This window comes from Nocardiopsis sp. FIRDI 009 (assembly GCF_003386285.1).
Classification (GTDB): domain Bacteria; phylum Actinomycetota; class Actinomycetes; order Streptosporangiales; family Streptosporangiaceae; genus Nocardiopsis.
On sequence record NZ_QPNC01000050.1, the window covers coordinates 1 to 3,404 of the forward strand.

A 3,404-nucleotide genomic window follows, 5' to 3' on the forward strand; every position below is an offset into this window, starting at 1 on the left:
CGTGGCGCATGATCTGGCGGTGGTGCGGCAGGTCTCGGACCGGGTCGCGGTGATGCGCAAGGGCGAGGTCGTGGAGATGGGGGACAGCGACAGTGTGTACGAGGATCCGCAGAGTGAGTACACGCGTCAGTTGTTGACCGCGGCGCCGGTGTTGGACGCCGACGAAGCACGACGCCTGCGAGCTGAGCGCGTCGAGAAGCGCAAGGCCGGGCAGCCCGTCTAGACAGCGGTGTGAGAGCCGGGGCCGGTGGGGACGTGATCACGCCCCCACCGGCCCTTGGCGTGTCCACCGGGTCGGGGAAGCGGGGACTGGTCCACACGTCCCGCTGGCCCCTCGCGCCGGCGGAGCCTAGGGTGTTCTCCTGAGCCGCCCGGAGGCGGAAAGGCCGTAGCTCGCCGTCCGAGCCCGGAGGGCCGATGACGAACAAAACCGACTTCAAACGGACCCTCGACGCCTACCAGGCGCAACGGGGCCGGTTCCGGATCACGCAGGTGCCGGACATGCGGTACCTCATGATCGACGGCCACGGGGACCCGAACACCTCGCCGGCCTTCACCGAGGCGGTCGAGGCGCTCTACCCCGTGGCCTACAAGCTGAAGTTCGCCAGCAAACGGGACCTCGGGCGCGACTACGTCGTCATGCCCCTGGAGGGCCTGTGGTGGGCCGAGGACATGGACGCCTTCACGGCGGAGCGCGACAAGTCGCGGTGGGACTGGACGCTGATGATCATGGTCCCGGACTGGATCGACCGGGACATGTTCGCCGCCGCCGTCGAACGGGCCGGGGAGAGGAACAGGCCCGCGCGCCTGGGCGACGTCCGTCTGGAGTCGCTGTCGGAGGGCCGCTGCGTGCAGACGTTGCACGTCGGCTCGTTCGACGACGAGGCGGACGTGCTCACGCGGATGCACCACGGGTTCATTCCGGACAACGGGCTGCGCATGGTCGGCAGGCACCACGAGATCTATCTCAGCGACTTCCGCAGGGTGGCACCGGAGAAGCTGCGCACCATCCTCAGACAGCCGGTCGCCGCCGCGGGCGGGTAGCACGCCCGCCCGCGGCCCGAGGAGGCGCCGTCGCGCTGACCCCCGAAGCCCTCAGGAGAGGGGCCCACGCGGTGTTTCGTGCCGGGTTCATCGGAGGCTGTGGCATGTACTGAGTTCGGTGGAGAGCGGGTTCATCGGTGACCTCCCCCCAGACCGGACTCAACCGGTGGATGCGGCACCGGCCTGTCGACGTGGGTGCTCGCTGGTCGACGGGAGGCCTGGGGTCCCCGTCCCTCCGCGGGACATCTGTTCGGGGCCCGCCTGGCGCACTACCCGGGGTTCACCCGTTCGGCCAGGTCGAACAGTGTGCCCTCGCCACCTTCGGCCCCGACCAGTTGCAGCCCCACCGGCAGCCCGGCCACCGTTCCCGCGGGCACACTGAGCGCGGGAGCTCCGACCACGTTCCACTCAGAGGTCAAGCTGAGCAGCGCCGATCGGACCGCCGTCTCCGTGCCGTCCACCAAGACCTCCCGTTGGCCGATACGGGGCGCTGGGAGAGGAGTTGTGGGAAGGGCCAGGGCAGCATACCCGCGTAGGAGCGCCGTCACCGCCTCTCGGGCCCGCTCACGCTCGCGCAGCGCGCGAACGTACCGCCAGCCCGACACACGCGCGGCCGACCGCAGCCGATCCAGCACTTCCTCGTCGAAGAGCTGCGGGGCGCTGGCCACCCGTTCGGCGTGTACGTCGTAGACCTGCGCACCCTGCGACACCGTGAAGGTGTCCCACAGCGCCGCTGCCTCGGGCCAGTCCGCCTCCACCACCGCGCCCACGGGTTCGAGCACCGTACGCGCGATCCGAACCACCTCCGGCCGCGTCGGCGCAGAGGGTGGCGGCCGCAGCCACAGCACGCGGGCACGGCGCCGTGCCCCCACCCCCCGAAATCGGGGGCCCCGGTCACAGCGGCGGCCACCACACGGCAGTCCTCGGCCGTTCCGGCCAGGACACCCACGTGCTCCAGTGACGGGGCCAGCGGGATCACCCCGTCGGCCGGGACCGTTCCGTGCGCCGGTTTGAAACCGGCCACCCCGCACAGTGCCGCCGGGATCCGCGCCGATCCCCCCGTGTCGGTACCCAGCGCCGCCGGCACGATCCCCGCGGCCACGGCTGCGGCGCTGCCGCCGCTGGAGCCTCCTGACATCCGTCCTGGAGCGTGCGGATTGCGCACGGGACCGGACAGCGAACGGTCACCGGTCGGACCGTAGGCGAACTCGTGCGTGGCGGTCTTGCCGATCACCACCGCTCCCGCGGCGCACAGCCTGCGCACGCACTCGGCGTCCCCTTCCGCCCTGTTCCCCGCCGGGTGCGCCGACGAGTTCGAGGAGGATCTGTGGAGCAGGTGACCCTCGCTCCGGAACGGATGACCGGAGAGGCCGTACGCAGACTGCTGTTGGGCGGTGTCGTGCCCCCGGCCCATTGCCTGGACCAGTACCGTCGACCCCGAAGGCGTCCCCAACCTCGCCCCGTTCAGCTACTTCACCGTCGCCTCCACCGACCCACCGATGCTGTCGCTGACCATCGAGAAGCGCGATGACGGAGCGCCCAAGGACACGGCCGCCAACATCGCCAGAACCGGTGAGTTCGTGGTCGACATCGTGTCGGAGGCCCTGGGCGAGGCCATGGCGGCCACGTCGGCGCGACTCCCGGCGGAGGACGACGAGTTCGCCGCGGCCAAGACGTCGGCCGCCCCGGCACGTCACGTGGTTCCGGCCCGGGTGGCGGAGTCCCCCGTCTCGATGGAGTGCGTGCTGGAGCGATCCCTGCCGATCGGAAACGCGCTGCTGGTGATCGGTAGGGCCGTCTGTTTCCACGTGTGCCCCGACGTCATGGACGAGCATGGTCGGATCAGGCACGATCGGTTGCGGGCTCTGGGCAGGATCGGCGGCCGCTACCTCGGGACGGCGGACACCTTTTCGCTGTCGTCCGGTCGGGCAGGCCCGGACGGGGCGGATACGCGCTGACGGCACGAAGCAGCCGGGCGCCGAGGCGGGTGGGATCCGCGCGAGTACGTGTTCACCGGCGCGCACTCTCGCTTGAGGGTGAGCCGGAACTCCCATTCTGAACTGGGATTTTGTAGCGCACCCGGCAGGATTCGAACCCGCGACCGTCGGATGGGAAGTCCGGTTGATGCGTGCCGTGGCTTTTCGCTGCGTGCTGTTTCGTACCACCCCATCCGATCCGTCGTGCCGTCTGAGGCCGTGCGATGCCGCCCCGTGCCGTGTCAGTACGGAACTGAAGAGCACGAACGGCGTCAATGTCATGGCTCCTGTGGATACGCTTTGGGCAGGACGTCATGGCACTGAGCGCTTTTCATCGTGCTTCGCGGAGTTGAAGTACGAGCACGGCTCGGGTGATCTCTCCGG

3 protein-coding genes and 2 pseudogenes are annotated in these 3,404 nt (G+C 69.9%); 3 read left to right on the forward strand and 2 right to left on the reverse strand.

Annotated features, from left to right (window positions below; translation table 11 throughout):
- Together DVR05_RS26070 and DVR05_RS26075 are read left to right on the forward strand one after the other, a co-directional pair.
- Positions 1 to 223 (forward strand): annotated as a pseudogene (locus tag DVR05_RS26070) (ABC transporter ATP-binding protein); the annotation flags it as partial.
- 194 nt (positions 224 to 417) lie between these two features.
- The gene (locus tag DVR05_RS26075) at positions 418 to 1,044 is read left to right on the forward strand and encodes a GyrI-like domain-containing protein (protein ID WP_116248562.1); all 627 of its coding nucleotides are present in this window, start codon (positions 418 to 420) and stop codon (positions 1,042 to 1,044) included.
- A gap of 269 nt (positions 1,045 to 1,313) precedes the next feature.
- Here the strand turns inward: DVR05_RS26075 and DVR05_RS27205 are convergent, their stop codons facing one another.
- Together DVR05_RS27205 and DVR05_RS27665 are read right to left on the reverse strand one after the other, a co-directional pair.
- Positions 1,314 to 1,826, reverse strand: a complete 513-nt coding sequence (locus tag DVR05_RS27205; RefSeq protein WP_232832347.1) for an amidase family protein — start codon at positions 1,824 to 1,826, stop codon at positions 1,314 to 1,316.
- Between the two features lie 167 nt (positions 1,827 to 1,993).
- Positions 1,994 to 2,308, reverse strand: a pseudogene (locus DVR05_RS27665) (amidase family protein); the annotation flags it as partial.
- A 130-nt stretch (positions 2,309 to 2,438) separates the two neighbouring features.
- Between DVR05_RS27665 and DVR05_RS26085 the strand changes: the two are divergent.
- The gene (locus DVR05_RS26085) at positions 2,439 to 3,002 is read left to right on the forward strand and encodes a flavin reductase family protein (protein ID WP_116248563.1); all 564 of its coding nucleotides are present in this window, start codon (positions 2,439 to 2,441) and stop codon (positions 3,000 to 3,002) included.
- The last annotated feature ends 402 nt before the right edge of the window (positions 3,003 to 3,404 follow it).

Excerpts from the sequence above, each read along its gene's own strand:
- DVR05_RS26075 (WP_116248562.1), top strand. The coding sequence starts at position 418 with ATGACGAACAAAACCGACTTCAAACGGACCCTCGACGCCTACCAGGCG.